At 52.3% G+C, this 13,079-nt stretch carries 12 protein-coding genes and 2 tRNA genes; 8 read left to right on the top strand and 6 right to left on the bottom strand.

Annotated features, from left to right (window positions below; translation table 11 throughout):
- Window positions 1-15 precede the first annotated feature (15 nt).
- Window positions 16-804, top strand: coding sequence for an SDR family NAD(P)-dependent oxidoreductase (locus Q8A57_RS01890; RefSeq protein WP_305169223.1), 789 nt, complete (start codon window positions 16-18; stop codon window positions 802-804).
- An 18-nt stretch (window positions 805-822) separates the two neighbouring features.
- Here Q8A57_RS01890 and Q8A57_RS01885 read toward each other — a convergent pair whose 3' ends face one another.
- On the bottom strand, window positions 823-3,228 hold the full coding sequence (locus Q8A57_RS01885) for an acyl-CoA dehydrogenase (RefSeq protein WP_305169222.1): 2,406 nt from the start codon (window positions 3,226-3,228) through the stop codon (window positions 823-825).
- 116 nt (window positions 3,229-3,344) lie between these two features.
- On the bottom strand, window positions 3,345-3,680 hold the full coding sequence (locus Q8A57_RS01880; protein ID WP_305169221.1) for a hypothetical protein: 336 nt from the start codon (window positions 3,678-3,680) through the stop codon (window positions 3,345-3,347).
- A 532-nt stretch (window positions 3,681-4,212) separates the two neighbouring features.
- On the opposite strand from Q8A57_RS01880, the gene Q8A57_RS01875 reads away from it, so the two are divergent.
- Window positions 4,213-4,650, top strand: a complete 438-nt coding sequence (locus Q8A57_RS01875) for a BLUF domain-containing protein (RefSeq protein WP_305169220.1) — start codon at window positions 4,213-4,215, stop codon at window positions 4,648-4,650.
- A gap of 290 nt (window positions 4,651-4,940) precedes the next feature.
- Here the strand turns inward: Q8A57_RS01875 and Q8A57_RS01870 are convergent.
- Window positions 4,941-5,016 (bottom strand) — tRNA-Asn (locus Q8A57_RS01870).
- Between the two features lie 129 nt (window positions 5,017-5,145).
- On the opposite strand from Q8A57_RS01870, the gene uvrB reads away from it, so the two are divergent.
- The gene (gene uvrB, locus Q8A57_RS01865; protein ID WP_305169219.1) at window positions 5,146-7,161 is read left to right on the top strand and encodes an excinuclease ABC subunit UvrB; all 2,016 of its coding nucleotides are present in this window, start codon (window positions 5,146-5,148) and stop codon (window positions 7,159-7,161) included.
- A 310-nt stretch (window positions 7,162-7,471) separates the two neighbouring features.
- On the opposite strand, the gene Q8A57_RS01860 is transcribed toward uvrB, so the two are convergent.
- From Q8A57_RS01860 to Q8A57_RS01850, 3 genes are all read right to left on the bottom strand, one after another.
- Window positions 7,472-7,873 (bottom strand): hypothetical protein, encoded by a 402-nt coding sequence (locus Q8A57_RS01860; protein ID WP_305169218.1) that lies wholly within the window; start codon window positions 7,871-7,873, stop codon window positions 7,472-7,474.
- 86 nt (window positions 7,874-7,959) lie between these two features.
- Window positions 7,960-8,328, bottom strand: coding sequence for a hypothetical protein (locus tag Q8A57_RS01855; RefSeq protein ID WP_305169217.1), 369 nt, complete (start codon window positions 8,326-8,328; stop codon window positions 7,960-7,962).
- Window positions 8,329-8,451: 123 nt separating this feature from the next.
- Window positions 8,452-8,528 (bottom strand) — tRNA-Val (locus Q8A57_RS01850).
- Window positions 8,529-8,731: 203 nt separating this feature from the next.
- Between Q8A57_RS01850 and thrS the strand changes: the two genes are divergently transcribed.
- The 5 genes from thrS (at window position 8,732) to pheS (ending at window position 13,035) form a co-directional block, all read left to right on the top strand.
- Window positions 8,732-10,657, top strand: coding sequence for a threonine--tRNA ligase (gene thrS / locus Q8A57_RS01845; protein WP_305169216.1), 1,926 nt, complete (start codon window positions 8,732-8,734; stop codon window positions 10,655-10,657).
- The gene (infC, locus tag Q8A57_RS01840) at window positions 10,566-11,216 is read left to right on the top strand and encodes a translation initiation factor IF-3 (protein WP_439651637.1); all 651 of its coding nucleotides are present in this window, start codon (window positions 10,566-10,568) and stop codon (window positions 11,214-11,216) included. The genes thrS and infC overlap by 92 nt, the downstream gene beginning before the upstream one ends.
- Before the next feature lie 121 nt (window positions 11,217-11,337).
- Window positions 11,338-11,529, top strand: coding sequence for a 50S ribosomal protein L35 (gene rpmI / locus Q8A57_RS01835; protein ID WP_305169215.1), 192 nt, complete (start codon window positions 11,338-11,340; stop codon window positions 11,527-11,529).
- A 29-nt stretch (window positions 11,530-11,558) separates the two neighbouring features.
- Entirely contained in the window at window positions 11,559-11,915 is a 357-nt protein-coding gene (gene rplT / locus Q8A57_RS01830; RefSeq protein ID WP_305169214.1) for a 50S ribosomal protein L20, read from the top strand.
- A gap of 106 nt (window positions 11,916-12,021) precedes the next feature.
- Window positions 12,022-13,035: a phenylalanine--tRNA ligase subunit alpha gene (gene pheS, locus Q8A57_RS01825; RefSeq protein WP_305169213.1), complete on the top strand. Its 1,014-nt coding sequence runs from the start codon at window positions 12,022-12,024 to the stop codon at window positions 13,033-13,035.
- Window positions 13,036-13,079: the final 44 nt, after the last annotated feature.

Genomic DNA, 13,079 nt, shown 5'->3' with positions numbered 1-13,079 from the left:
GGCTGGAGGCGATTGATGAGCACTAAAAGTGAAGGTGTCTGCCCCTGGCGGGTAGCTTGGATAACCGGTGCCGGTCGCGGTATCGGTGCGGCGCTGGCCAAAAAATTATGCCAGCAGGGCTGCACGGTCTACGGCTCGTCGCGCACGGTGGAAGAACTGCTGGAACTGCAACATAGCCTCGCCGGTACTCCAGGAAAATTTATTCCTGCACCGCTGGATATCCGTCGACCGGGGCAAGTTTCCTCACTGTTTGAACGCTGGGAGAGTGAGGGGGTGTCCCCGGACCTGTTTGTGTTGAATGCGGGCACCCACGACCCGGATGGAGCGGGGAGATTTTCTGCCCAACGGTGCCGGCGACTTCTGGATGTGAATCTGCAGGGAACCATCAATTGTCTGGATGTTGTCTTGCGCCACTGCTTGTCTCGACATGCAGGACATATTGCTGTGGTGTCCTCGGTGGCAGGTTACCGGGGCCTGCCTAAGGCGGCTGCCTACTGTGCCAGCAAGGCGGCGTTAATCAGTTTGTGTGAGTCGCTTTATGTGGATCTTCAGGGCACCGGCCTGCGCTTGCAGGTGATCAATCCGGGTTTTGTCCGCACGCCGCTCACGGATAAAAACGATTTTCACATGCCGGCGCTGATGGAACCGGAGGATGCGGCAGAGGCCATTTATCGAGGTTTGGGCTCCCGGCGTTTTGAAATTACGTTTCCGGCGCGCTTTGTGTATTGGCTTAAATTATTACGCATCCTGCCCTATCGCCTGTACCTTCCCTTGATGCGCCGGGTAGCCTACCGATCAAAGTGATTCAGGCGGTATGGCTGATCACAATGCCTCAAAATCATCTGTGAGAACGCTGTCAAAGCGCAGTTGATCGTAGGTTTTCAGTGGCTCGACATCGGCTTCAGTAATAATCTCCAGCCGCAGTGCTTCAGACAGCTCGGTGTCCAGATCGCCACTGGCACCCAGTTCACCTTTGCTGCGCGCACGACTGAATGCCTGCCAGGCACTGTCCACTTTCAGCAGTGCGCTGAACGTATTTTCAACACGTCCAGCGGCATCGTCGGAGCTCTCGCTAACGTAAACATACTGTTTCAGGGCTTGGCGAACCGGATTGGGTTCCATAATCAGCGCCCCCAGTTCACGGATTTGGTTGTCGTCGGGAGCCTGGTAGCGTCTGCCCAGGGGCAGGCAGAGGAACTTCAAAAGCCATCCCAGCCAGCGTTGTGGGAAGTTGTCACAGAATGCCACCAGGCTCTGCTGGGCATTGTTCAGTGAGCGCTTGAGTGCAAATGAGGCATGGGCGTCATTGGCATCGCTGGTTGGCAATGATTGATGGTATTTGAGAATGCTGCAGGCAATTAACAGCTCGCTGTGAATATCGCCGAGCCTTGCAGACAGCAGTTCCCGGCGCTTGATACTGCCTCCCAGCGTGCCCAGCGCCACATCGGCACAGGTGGCCAGAGCCGCGCTCAGGTGATTGATTTTCTGGTACCAGGGTTTGTTGAAGCTGTTGGCATTGATCGGTAGGGGGCTGCCCAGTCCACACCCGAGGCCAAACACCAGGGTACGTGCCATGTTGCTACCAGTGTGTGCCAGGTGTGCCATCAGCAGTGGCTCAAATGCTTCTTTACCTGCGACCTCATCTGCATTCTGCAGGGCTTGAAGCTCTTCAAACAGGTAGGGATGGCAGCGCATGGAGCCCTGACCGAAAATCATCAACGAGCGGGTCAGTATGTTTGCGCCTTCAACCGTAATGGCCACCGGCATGGTGTGGTACATGGCGGCCAGAAAATTGCGGGGTCCCAACTGAATGGCTCGCCCACCCACCACATCCATGGCGTGGTTGACCATGGTGCGCATGCGCTCAGTGGCATGGTATTTGGCCATGGCGGTGAGTACCGATGGTGCGCCGTCATCCAGTCCGCGGGTAACCAGTTGTCTCATGGCTTCAAGGGTATAAGCACCAGAGGCAATTTCTGCCGTCGCTTCCTGAACCCCCTCGAATTTGCCGATCTCCATATTGAATTGACGACGAATCCGGGCATAGGCGCCCACATTGAGATAACACATCTCGCTGCCAGCGGTGGCCAGTGAGGGTAGAGAAACTCCTCGCCCAGCGCCCAGGCATTCAATCAGCATGCGCCAGCCCTTGCCGGCCATGCTGGCCCCGCCAATGATCCAGTCCACGGGAATAAATACGTCTTCACCTTTAATGGGGCCGTTCATGAAGGGTCCGCCGGGGTTGTGACGGCGACCAATCTCGATTCCGGGATGATTGGCGGGTAACAGTGCGCAGGTAATGCCGTAGTCGACTGTATCCGGATCGCCCAACAGGCCTTCGGGGTCCCGCAATTTGAAGGCCAGGCCAATCACGGTGGCAACCGGTGCCAGGGTGATCCAGCGTTTGCTGAAGGTTAATTTAAGGCCGAGTACCTCTTCGCCGTTCATTTCCCCGCGGCAGACTATGCCCATATCGGGAATTGAGCCGGCATCAGAGCCTGCCTCGGGTCCGGTGAGGCCAAAACAGGGCAGTTCTGTGCCGTTGGCCAGCCGTGGCAACCAGTATTGCTTCTGCTCTTCCGTACCATATTTGACCAGCAGTTCCCCGGGCCCGAGAGAATTGGGAACCATGGCGGTCACTGCCGTGGTGGGTGATTTACTGGCGATCTTGCTCATGATGCGGCTTTGGGCGTAGGGACTAAAATCCAGTCCGCCGAATGCTTCTGGAATAATCAGTCCGAAAAAGCCATTCTGGCGCAGGAAATCCCAGGCTTCAGGGGACAGATCCTTGCGTTGACCGATATCCCACTCATCCACGAGTTGGCAGAGCTGTTCCACTTCGTTGTCGAGAAACTGTTGTTCCTTTTCGCTGAGCTGGGGAAGGGTGATATCGCTATACATGGACCAGTCAGGCTGGCCCCCAAAGAGTTCCTTCTCCCACCAGGTGGTGCCTGCCTCAAGAGCTTCCCGCTCGGTTTTACTCATGCTTGGCATGGAGCGGCGTAGCAGCTGGTAGGCGGGTTTTATCAGCGCACGTTCCCGCCACTGGGGAATATTGAGAATGGCGGTGATCAGCAGGGTGGGGAATAACAGAAGCCACATAATGCCGCTGTAAGTGGTCAAGAACAGGGTGCCCAAGACCAGGATGACAGATCCCAGTCGCAGCGGAGGCTGGTAATAGAGCACGGAGACCAACAATGCGATAAACAATAGCAGCGATAACAACATGACTAATTCACCTTAAACAGCCTTCCTGATAAAAAACCTGTATCTAACTATACGACACCTTAGACGATCCGGTTCTATTCGCCCAGTATCGAGATTGCAGGGTGGGGTGAGAGAGGCTATTTGCAGCGTTGGTAGTGGGAACCGATACACTTGGCAGCCTTGGCCTGGCCGTCAATCACTTCTTTCAATGACATACGTTTGCGCAGGGTATTCAGGCTGTGCTCGGAAGCTGTGTCACCATTGGCCTTGGCAGCAGACATCCAGATAAACGCCTTGACGTTATTTTGCTCGGTACCTCTGCCTTCGGCATACATATTGCCCAGCTTGCTTTGTGCCTGAGGATTGCCATTCTTTGCTTCCTGCAGGGTGTCCTCAAAGACGGTGCTGGCGAAGGTCTGACCGGATATCAACAGGCCAAGTAGCACTGAATAGCGTAAAGTTTTAAAAATCATAGGTACTGCCTGTCGGTTTATTTTTATGTGAAATGGCATGCAGGCAGAGGGTCGGAAGAACTTTTTCATATGATTGCTCACCGAGCCTGCCTAGTGGCCGCCCTAGTGTATGGGGATAGAAAATCCACTGCAATATCCCGGCCGGTTCCAGTCTGCCAGACTCATAGATGACCATTCGAGCGTCTCGGTAAATTTTTTCAAAAAAGTTTGAACTTAGTAGATTCAGTGTTGACTAATAGATAACACCCAGCAAATTCTTCTCCCCAAACAGCAGTCATAACCCCGATCACAGCAATGGTCGGGGTTTTTTGTGACTGTGTATATTGTGGTGTTTTAATGCTCTAGGGCCACTCTAGTGGTTAAGTGAGCTTTTTGTGTGGTTGCTGGACGTTAGTTTTTTAAGACTATCAAGGCAAAGAATGGCAATGTGCTTAAGTCACGAACAGATCCGAGATTGGCGTATAGCCGTAGAAAAGATACTGAAAACAACTAGCTAACATCGTATAAATTTTAGAGACGAACGGGTTATGACATGTATCGAATTATCTACAAGAGCCGTAGTGTTGCTCCTCTAAATTGGACTTTAGTTCAGGACATCATCATGTCCAGCGAGCCAAGAAATGAGCAGTCTGGGATTACAGGTGTTCTGTTGGCGAGTGAAACACACTTTCTGCAAGCGTTAGAGGGTAAGTTTGAGGATGTTAATGCACTCTTTCGACGTATTTTCCGTGATGACAGACATGAAGAGCTAACTCTCATTAGTTTTTCTGTCATTGATGCCAGATTATTTCGTGGCTGGGGCATGCTGGGTATCGGTACTTTTAACCTGAATCAGGAAATAGAGTCAGAGCTGGTGGAGAAGTACGGGGAGGAAGATGGGGGTATTCGTTTTCCCCTGGAAGAATGGGCGGCATTGTCCTTGATTAACGATATCAAACTGATGCGAGAACTGCCGGTTTGGAAACAATAGCTTAGGAATACACCCGCGATAAGATTTCTGAACTTCTAATGACAAGCTTTAGAAGGGATTCTCAATAGAAAAAAATACTTTGCAGTTAATACATTTGGGAACTTCTAGCCATTCGTGATGACTAACTCATTACAACAGCAACATGCTTCTCCCCAAAGCAACTAAAAGACCCCGGTCCTCTCACCATGATCGGGGTTTTTTACGTCTGTTCAAATTGGAGGGCGTTTGTTATCCAAAGAGATTTTTTGGACAATAAAAAAGGGCTGTATTGCTACAACCCTTTTAGTATTTGGCTCCGCCTGCTGGGCTCGAACCAGCGACCCAATGATTAACAGTCATTTGCTCTACCAACTGAGCTAAGGCGGAATGGTCTCGTTGAGAGGCGCGTATCTTATAGATCGCATTTGGGGTAGTCAAGCCCTGCTCCCGGGCCATTTTACGGGTTTTTGTGGCGTATAATATGACGTTTTGTTGGATGATTCTGGAGAGCCCTGAGTGGCGAAAGCGTTTACGGTTAAAAGTGCTTATCAACCGGCAGGGGACCAGCCTGAAGCCATTAAAAAGTTGGTCGATGGTCTACACGCCGGGTTGGCAGCACAGACATTGCTCGGTGTGACTGGGTCGGGCAAAACCTTCACGATTGCGAATGTCATCAGCCAGGTACAGCGGCCCACCATTGTTCTGGCCCACAACAAAACCCTGGCCGCGCAGCTGTACGGTGAATTCCGTGAGTTTTTCCCAGACAATGCCGTGGAATACTTCGTTTCCTATTACGATTATTACCAGCCCGAGGCCTATGTGCCTTCCTCTGACACCTTTATTGAAAAAGATGCCTCGATTAACCAGCACATTGAGCAAATGCGCTTGTCGGCTACCAAGGCATTGATGGAGCGGAAAGATGTCATCGTGGTGGCCACCGTATCGGCTATCTACGGCCTCGGGGATCCGGAATCCTACCTGAAGATGGTTTTGCACCTTGTCCGCGGTGACAGGGTGGATCAACGGGCTGTTTTACGCCGTCTGGCGGAGCTGCAATACAGTCGCAACGACTCTGTTTTTCAGCGGGCCACGTACCGTGTGCGTGGCGATGTGATCGATATTTACCCGGCAGATTCTGACAACGAAGCGGTGCGGGTCGAACTGTTTGATGACGAAGTGGAGAATATTTCGCTATTTGATCCGTTAACCGGTGAGGTGTTTGGACGGGTGCCGCGGGTGACTGTGTACCCTAAATCTCACTATGTGACCCCCAGGCATACCATTCTTGAGGCGATTGAAGCGATCAAGGTGGAGTTGGCAGAGCGGCTTGAACAGTTACGTTCTGTCAACAAACTGGTGGAAGAGCAGCGCCTGCGCGAGCGCACCCGCTACGATCTGGAAATGATGCAGGAACTGGGTTACTGCACGGGTATTGAGAATTATTCCCGTTACCTCTCTGGAAGGGAGCCGGGGGAAGCACCGCCGACACTCTATGATTACTTGCCTGCTGATGCCCTGCTGGTGGTGGATGAATCCCATGTGACCATTCCCCAGTTAGGGGGCATGTACCGGGGCGACAGATCCCGCAAGGAAACACTGGTGGAATACGGTTTTCGGTTGCCTTCAGCGCTGGATAATCGCCCCATGCGCTTTGATGAGTGGGAGCGTTTGGCTCCTCAAACCATCTTTGTGTCGGCAACGCCCGGCAAGTACGAGGCGGAAAAAACGGGACAGGTCGTGGAGCAGGTGGTCAGGCCCACGGGGCTGGTTGATCCCCAGATTACGGTGCGCCCGGCAAGTTCTCAGGTGGACGATGTGCTTTCCGAGATCAACCTCTGTGTCGGCCATGGTGAACGCGTACTGATTACGGTGCTTACCAAGCGTATGGCAGAAGACCTGACTGAATACCTGGATGAGCATGGTGTGCGGGTGCGGTATTTGCACTCGGATATAGAAACGGTTGAGCGGGTGGAAATTATCCGCGACCTGCGTCTCGGTGAATTTGATGTGTTGGTGGGCATCAATCTGCTGCGTGAGGGGCTGGACATGCCGGAAGTGGCGCTGGTGGCCATTTTTGATGCTGATAAGGAAGGCTTCCTGCGATCAGAGCAATCGCTGATCCAGACCATCGGGCGAGCGGCCCGAAATGTCAACGGCCGTGCCATTTTATACGCCGACAAGATAACCGGTTCTATGCAGCGAGCCATGGATGAAACTGAGCGTCGTCGGGAAAAGCAGGTGGCGTTTAACCGCGAACACCATGTGACGCCCCAGGGCATTAAAAAGTCGGTTGCTGATATCATGGAAGGAGCCCGGAGCATTCCCGGAAAGGGAGGTCGCAAGGTGGCCGAGCGATCTGGGAAGTATGAAGCCGAGCAAGCTCTTGCCAGCAGTTCCGGCGATATCTGGCATCAGATTGATATGCTTGAAAAACAGATGTTCGAATGTGCCAAAAATCTTGAATTTGAAGAGGCCGCCCAGTTGCGAGATCGGGTTCACAAGTTGAAGCAGCAGGTGGATGGGGTACCCTAAAACCCTTTCATGTTATCCAGTAGTTCCCCTAACAACGATTAACTTCTATCTCAATGGCACCATTTTTATTTCCCTCCTAGAATTTGAGTTAGGAGTGTGGGTGCTTGTCATGATTTTTCGTGATCGAAACGATGCGGGCGAACTGTTCTGCAATGAATCCGTGCGGGAATATCTTGATCAAGATTGGCTGCAGCGCAGGGTGATTAGATACGACGTGATCGCCGGGTGCAGCGTTCAGTGAAAAGATAAACCCGGCACAAGCAAAAAGCCCACCTTAATGGTGGGCTTTTCAGTAAGCGATGCTACCGCATTAATCAGCTGCGCAGGTGCCGGCAAAGCGCATCTGCTGGCCACTGTGCCCCTGGTCCCGGTTGAAACCGGACTCTCCGATTCCGGTGGACCATTCGAAGGCACCACTGCCAAATCGGTAGGAGAAGATCATGCCTTCATTTTTAGCCATGGCGGCATAGTTGTTATTGATCTGCAACTTCAGGTCATGATTTTCTGTTTTGTTGCCACTGCTGTTGGTAATGGTCAACACGTCACCGCTGATACTGAACTTGAATGTTTCGTTATTCGAGTCAACGGAGGCTCCGGCTCCAGTTCGATAGATGCTGGCGATCGTGCAGGTATAACTGTCGCCATCTGCAGCCTGCACATTAGCTGTCATCAGCAGCAGGACTGCGATAGCTGAAACAATTAATTTATTCATCGGAGTGCCTTTATTTTGTTTAGGGGCGTTGGTTTCGATTACCAAGTGTTACACGGTAGACCCGCTGCGACCAAAATAGTTGCAGATTAACGGCGACCATAGGTCTTGAGCTTGTGGGTGAAAAAACCACAGACGTAATAGTCACCCTCAAGTTTGGTTTTTTCGACGATGTCGTTGCTGTCTGTATAGGCATACAGGCGGCAGCTGACGTCAATAGTGTTGTTGGTGAAGGCGGTATCCTTTTTGGTGTTCTGTAACTGTGTGCGCTCGGTTTGCTGCCAGTAATAAATAGTCGTGTCCCCTTTGTTGGACTGCCCATCCGGTTCACCGAACATCTTTACCAACTGGCTGATAGGCTTGCCTTCAACCGTTTGAAGAGCGGCTTTTTCTGCAGAAGTGGCACAGCCCGCCAGGAACAAACACAGGGTAAGGGCGGCTATTAGTATTCTTGGCATGGGGGTTTCCTCATTATTCTGTCTTTCTGAGCAGGGCGCAGTGTAACCCTGCTGGCAATTTTTGTGCACCCGGCTTGAATGCCAGGCAAAAAAAAGCCCACCGAAGGGGTGGGCTTTCCTGTTTGGTAGGCACGAGTGGATTCGAACCACCGACCCCCACCATGTCAAGGTGGTGCTCTAACCAACTGAGCTACGTGCCTATTGTCTTGAAGCTCTGCAAAGAGGCGCGTAATTTACCAGTCGACCTGCAGCATGACAAGCCTGAATCGCGGCTTTTCGGGCTGGATAACGGTTTGATTCTCCATGTGATGGCGTTAGAATGCCCGGCTCACTCTTTTGGCGCTGCAATGCAGCATAAACCATGTGGCCTTTGGTAGGGGTCACCACTGGAAAGGATCGCATAATGCCTGTAATTACCCTTCCTGACGGCAGTCAACGTACCTATTCAAAACCTGTTTCCATTCATGAGATCGCCGCCGATATCGGCCCGGGCCTCGCCAAGGCAGCCCTTGCGGGCAAGATCGATGAGCAGCTGCTGGATACTTCTCATGTCATTGAGCAGGACGCCGAGCTGGCCATTATCACCGAGCGCTCGGATGAAGGGTTGGAAATCATTCGTCACTCCACTGCCCATTTGCTGGCGCAGGCGGTGAAACAACTGTTTCCTGAGGCGCAGGTCACCATTGGCCCTGTGATTGAAAACGGTTTCTACTACGACTTCGCCTACGAGCGCCCCTTTACGCCGGAAGATCTGGAGGCTATTGAGGTCAAAATGACCGAGCTGTCAGAGGCGGACAGCACTGTGGAGCGTCGCGTACTTTCCCGGGACGAAGCGGTGAGCTATTTCCGGGGTCTCGGTGAGGCCTACAAGGCAGAGATCATTGAGAGCATTCCCAGTAATGAGGAGTTGTCTCTTTATCGCCAGGGTAATTTTGAAGACCTCTGTCGTGGCCCCCATGTGCCATCCACGGGCAAGCTGAAGTATTTCAAGTTGATGAAAGTCGCCGGCGCCTACTGGCGGGGAGACTCCAACAATGAAATGTTGCAACGTATCTACGGCACTGCCTGGACCAGCAAAAAAGAGCTGAAGGCTTACTTGCATCGCCTTGAAGAAGCCGAAAAACGGGATCATCGAAAACTGGCCAAGAAGTTCGATCTGTTCCACCTCCAGGAAGAGGCCCCAGGAATGGTGTTCTGGCATCCCAAGGGTTGGAGCATCTACACGCAGATTGAAAGTTACATGCGTGATGTGCAGATTCGCAACGGCTACCGGGAAATTAAAACGCCGCAGGTGGTTGATCGCACTTTGTGGGAACGTTCCGGGCACTGGGACAAATTCCGCGACAACATGTTTACGGTCGAGTCCGAGGCCAGGGATTATGCTGTTAAGCCCATGAACTGCCCCTGTCATATCCAGGTCTTCAATCAGGGGCTTAAAAGCTATCGTGATCTGCCGTTGCGACTGGCGGAATTTGGTTCCTGTCACCGCAACGAGGCCTCCGGTACGCTGCAGGGCCTGATGCGTGTTCGTGGCTTTGTGCAGGACGACGCTCATATTTTCTGTGCCGAGTCGCAGATTCAGAGCGAAGTTTCGGTATTTACTGATTTGTTGTTCGAGGTCTACAAAGACTTCGGCTTTGAGGATGTGATTATTCGCCTCTCCACCCGTCCCGAGCAGCGGGTTGGCAGTGACGAGGTCTGGGATAAGGCCGAGAAAGCACTGGCCGACGCGCTGGTCGCGAAAGGGCTGAATTACGAGCTGCTGCCTGGAGAAGGGGCCTTTTATGGGCCAAAGATTGAATTTTCCCTGAAAGATTGCCTTGAGCGTGTCTGGCAGTGCGGCACCATTCAGGTGGACTTTTCCATGCCCGGTCGTCTGGATGCCCAATATGTCTCGGAAGATGGTTCCCGGCAGGTGCCGGTGATGTTGCACAGAGCCATCCTCGGTTCCTTTGAGCGTTTTATCGGCATTTTGATTGAACACTATGAAGGTGCCTTTCCCACTTGGCTGGCCCCATGCCAGGCAGTGGTGATGAATATCACAGATTCCCAGGCTGAATATGTGTCTGGCGTGGTGGATGCCTTGAAAAACAAGGGGTTCCGGGTTGAAAATGACTTGAGAAACGAAAAGATCGGCTTTAAAATCCGCGAGCACACAATTCAGAAGACTCCCTATCTACTGGTAATCGGTGATCGGGAAGTAGAAACGCAGACCGTGGCAGTACGTACCCGGAGCGGTGAAGACCTCGGCACTATGCAGGTTTCAGCCTTTGCAGAGCTTCTCGCCCAAGACGTCAAACGCCGCGGTCGCGTTCGTTTACAAGACTGAAGTTGGAGATTGGATTATCAAGAAAAATTATGGCAAGGGGACAGCAAAACGGTCTCGAATGAATGAAGAGATCGATGTTCTCGAAGTGCGTTTGATCAATGCCGATGGCGAACAGGCTGGCATTGTCAGTATTGAAGAAGCCTTGAGTGCAGCGACGGCAGCCGGCCTGGATCTGGTGGAAATTTCACCGGATGCCGAACCACCGGTCTGCAAGGTCATGGACTACGGCAAAAAGCTGTTTGAAGCCAAAAAACAGCAGGCTGCTCAGCGTAAGAAGCAGAAGCAGACCCAGGTTAAAGAAATGAAGTTTCGTCCGGGAACGGACATTGGGGATTACCAGATCAAGTTACGTAACCTGATCCGGTTCCTCGAAAATGGGGACAAGGCCAAGATAACCCTGAGGTTTCGTGGTCGTGAGATGGCTCACCAGGAACTCGGTATGGAAATGCTCAAACGCATTGAGCAGGACCTCGAGGAGCTGGGAACCGTTGAGCAGTTCCCGAAAATGGAAGGGCGTCAACTCACCATGGTGATTGCCCCCAAGAGCAGGAAGAAGTAATCCGTAAGCTGTGGTTTATCCCACAATCAATACCTACGGCACTACCCGCGTTCAGCCTTTGGCAGACTGTCCGGGAGTGACTTCTCCATATTAGTAACCCGTCATAAAACGGAGAACCAAAATGCCAAAAGCAAAAGCCCATAGCGGTGCGGCCAAGCGCTTTAAGAAAACCAGCGCTGGCTACAAGCACAAGCACGCTAACAGAAGTCATATCCTCACCAAAATGTCCCAGAAGCGTAAGCGTCATCTGCGGGGCACCAGCACCATGAACGGTTCTGATGCACCACTGGTCGATCGCATGCTGCGTTCCTGATTAGCTGATTTATTTGAGAGGATATTGATATGCCACGTGTAAAACGAGGTGTCACCGCACACCGTCGCCACAAGAAAATCCTGAAGGCAGCAAAAGGTTACTACGGCGCTCGCAGCCGGGTATTTCGTGTTGCTAAACAGGCAGTAACCAAAGCTGGTCAGTACGCCTACCGCGACCGTCGCGTCAAGAAACGTACTTTCCGCGCTCTTTGGATTACCCGTATCAACGCTCAGTCCCGTGTTGAGGGTATGAGCTACAGCCGCCTGATCGCTGGCCTGAAAAGAGCCAACATCGAACTTGATCGTCGCGTTCTGGCGGATCTGGCAGTTCACGATAAGGCTGCTTTTGCCGCTGTTGTAGAACAGGCGAAGGCTGCCCTGGCTTAATATTCACTACCGGTACACCGGTATTGAATACTGCCAATTGAAAAGGGAAAGGGCCGCAGCTCTTTCCCTTTTTTGTTACTAATAACTCCTTGTAAAGGTTGTGACTATGGAAAATCTGGAGCTTCTGGCCAGCGAGGCGCAGCAGGCCATTGAACAGGCGGATGGCCTTGCCGCTCTTGACCAGGTGCGGGTGGAGTTTCTGGGTAAGAAGGGGAAATTGACCGATCTCCTGAAGGGACTGGGCAAGTTGTCCGCTGAAGAGCGCCCGGCAGCGGGTGCCAGAATCAACGAAGTCAAGCAACAGCTACAAGTGCAGATCAATGTGCGTCGGGACAGCTTGGAAAATGCTGCCGTCGAGGAGCAGCTGGCCAGGGAGTCGGTGGACGTTACCTTGCCGGGTCGCGGTGAGGAAAGTGGTGGTCTGCATCTCATCACCCATACGATGGAACGCATAGAATCATTCTTTACCCAAGTGGGCTACAAGGTGGAAGAGGGACCTGAAATTGAAGATGATTACCATAACTTCGAGGCCCTCAATATTCCTGCCCATCACCCGGCGCGGGCCATGCATGATACATTTTACGTCACTGAGAACACGGTGCTGAGGACCCATACCTCGCCGGTACAGATTCGCACCATGGAAACCCAGGCGCCGCCGATTCGCATTATCTGTCCTGGCCGCGTCTATCGCTGTGACTCCGATCTGACCCATACCCCCATGTTTCACCAGGTGGAAGGGCTGGTAGTGGATCGTGATGTCAGTATGGCTGACCTCAAGGGGACCATTGATCAGTTTCTCAAAGCTTTCTTCGAGGCGGATCTTCCCGTACGTTTTCGGCCCTCCTATTTTCCCTTTACGGAGCCCTCTGCTGAGGTAGACATTCAGTGTACGAATTGTCGTGGGGCAGGCTGCCGCATCTGTAAGAACACAGGCTGGCTGGAAGTGATGGGCTGCGGCATGGTACACCCTAATGTGTTTGCTCACTGCAAGGTTGATGCGGAGGAATTCTCCGGATTTGCTTTTGGTATGGGTGTGGAGCGCCTCGCCATGTTGCGCTACGGCGTCAATGACTTGCGACTGTTTTTTGAGAATGACCTTCAATTCTTGAATCAATTTTAAAACAAATAGTTACGCTGTTTATTTAAAGCTATTAATAGATTTGG

The organism is Porticoccus litoralis (genome assembly GCF_030676955.1).
GTDB lineage: Bacteria > Pseudomonadota > Gammaproteobacteria > Pseudomonadales > Porticoccaceae > Porticoccus > Porticoccus litoralis.
Note: the sequence above shows the minus strand (reverse complement) of the source record. Positions and strands in the feature narration are given on the sequence as shown.